Here is a 2,550-nt window from a genome sequence, read left to right on the forward strand (position 1 = left end):
GCGGGCGGCTGCGACCTCGCCGCCGCCGAGGACGTCTGCGCCGACCCGTCCTACGACACCGCCGACGTCCTCGGCTCCCTCGTCGACAAATCCCTCGTCCTGGCCGAACCGGACGCCGGGCACGGCATGCGCTACCGCATGCTCGAAACCATCCACGAGTACGCCGCCGAGCGCGCCGCCGCCCACCCGGCCGATGCCAGGGCCACCGCCCGCCGCCACGTCGCCCACTACCTCGCCTTTGCGGAGGAGGCCGACCCCCTGATCCGCTCCGCCGCCCAGCTCCCCTGGATCCGGCGCGTCGAGACCGAGCTCGACAACCTCCGCACGGCCCTCCACACCGCAGTCACCGAAGCAGCCGACACCGACACCGACACCGACCCCGATACCGACACCGACACCGAGGCCGGGACCGGCGTGCAGACCGCCCAGCGCCTCGCCTTCGCCCTCGGCTGGTTCTGGTGGCTGCGCAACTACCGCGCCGAGGGTGCCGAGTGGACCGCCCGCATCCTCGCCCTCACCCCCGCCGAACCTCCCGAGGGCACGCCCGCGTACTGGCGTCACATGCGCCTCGAAGTCCTCGGCATGTTCCTCCTCGCCGAGAGCAACTCCGCCGAGAAGTTCCGCACCCCCGAGTACCGCGACCTCGCCACCCGCATCAAGAAGACCTTCCGCCAGGGATCCCCCGAGAGCACGCTCTTCCCCGGGATGCTCTGGCCCGCCACCGCCTTCCTCGTCGGCGACGCCCTCGAATTCCACGCCGACCTCAACCAATCCGTCGCCAACTGCCGCCGCCACGCAGGCGACTGGGAACTCGGCGTCGTCCTCATGCTCCGCACCCACGTCGCCATCGACGTCACCGGCGGCCTGCCCACCGTCGACGCCGACCTCGCCGAACTCCACGAGATCGCACAACGCGTGGGCGACCGCTGGACCCGCGCCCAGGTGGCGAGCGCCGCCGGAGAGGTCGCCCTCTCGCGCGGCCGGTACGCCGAGGCCCGCACCGAGTACGAGGAGTGCCTGCGCCTCGCCCGCGAGGTCGGGGCTCACATCGAGGCGCCCTTCGCCATCGCCCGGATGGCCGAGGCCGCCTACTGTGCGGGCGACTTCGACGAAGCCGAACGCCTCCTCGCGGAGGCCGACAGGGAGTCCGACCGCTACGGCGGGGTGTACGACGTCACCAGCTTCGCCCGGCTCCTCTCGGCCCTGCTCGCCCGCCAGCGCGGCGACGTCGCCACGGCCCGGAGCGAGTGCGAGCGGGCCCGCGCCGAAGCGGAACGGTTCACCGTGCCCGCCCAACTCACTGCCGGACTCGACACCGTCGACGCCGTCCTCACCGCCCAGGAACAGGGCCCGGCCGCCGGCCTGGCCAGGATCGGACCCGCCCTCGCCGCAGCCGTCACCGCCCGCTGCGCCGAGCGCTTCCTGGCCGGGATGGCCGAGGTCGCCGCCGTGCTGCTGGCCGAAGACGGCCGGCCGGCCGAGGCCGTACGGGCCCTCGCGGCCGCCACCGCCTGGCGTGCGGGCCATCCCCGCTCGGTCCCCGAGAGCGGCGCCCTGGACGGGCTCCCGGAACGGACCCGCGCCGTGCTCGGCCCCGCCCGCTACGCCAGGGAGGAGTCCGCCGGGTCCGTGCTCACCCCGGCCGAACTCGCCACGGCACTCACCGCGCCGCTCACCGGCAACTGATCACGGCGTCGGCCCAGCTCGCCAGCGTCGGCAGGCTGTCCGGCCCGGCCTTCTCCACCACCAGCCGGAGCGTCTTGCGCCCGGCGAGCGACACCCGCACGCCCGCCGGCTGGTCCTCGTGGCCGAGGGCGGCGGACTGCCACAGCCGCTGCTCGTCGCCGTACACGGAGAACCGCACCGAACCGTCGGTGAAGAGCGACAGGCCGTCCACCCCGGCCTGCGCCGAAAAGCTCGTGCACTGCCGGTTGAGGGCGATCTCCACCGAGGAGCGCGAGTTCACGGTGATGCCCTGGGCGAACCGGCGGCCTCCCACCTCCAGCCCCCAGCGCTGCCATACCCAGCTGCTGCGCCAGGTCTGTACCTCGGGACCGCTGTGGTCCCCGTAGGCCGAGTGCCCGAGCCGGGCCAGCTGGAACCCCTGCGGCGGCTTCGACGGCGGCGGGCTCGGCCTCGCGGAGGTCCTGCTCGGTGACGGCCCGGGCGAAAGCTCCTCCCGGCTCGGCGAGGGTGAGGGTGAGGGTGAGGGCGAGGGCGGTGGGGAGGACGAGGGGGCCGCGGGAGCAGCGGAGGCGGGAGCCGAAGGCGTCGGCGTCGGTTCCTGCGCCGGCCGTACGGAGCCCCGCGCGCGCGGCGGCTCCTCCCCGGGCGGGCTCGGCTCCGCCGAGGACGGGGCAGGATCCTCCGGCACCGCCGGCACCGCCGGCGCCGCCACACCGGGCGCGGGCTTCGCCGGGGTTTGCGGCTCGGGATCGTCCCCGGCGAGGGCGAACACCACCCCGGCGGCCGCGGCCACCGCGATCCCGGCCGCGAGGGCGGCCTTGGCCGGCAGCCCGAACCCCTCGGAAGCCAGCGCACCCCCGGCCC

2 protein-coding genes are annotated in these 2,550 nt (G+C 75.1%); one reads left to right on the plus strand and one right to left on the minus strand.

The window, feature by feature from the left end:
• On the plus strand, nt 1–1,686 hold a 1,686-nt coding region (locus PV721_RS42880; protein ID WP_319734244.1), incomplete at its 5' end, for a tetratricopeptide repeat protein.
• Here the strand turns inward: PV721_RS42880 and PV721_RS42885 are convergent.
• On the minus strand, nt 1,673–2,550 hold an 878-nt coding region (locus PV721_RS42885; RefSeq protein WP_319734245.1), incomplete at its 5' end, for an NPCBM/NEW2 domain-containing protein. The two genes, PV721_RS42880 and PV721_RS42885, sit on opposite strands and share 14 nt — an antisense overlap.

The sequence above is a fragment of the Streptomyces sp. MB09-01 genome (genome assembly GCF_033794505.1).
Taxonomy (GTDB): domain Bacteria; phylum Actinomycetota; class Actinomycetes; order Streptomycetales; family Streptomycetaceae; genus Streptomyces.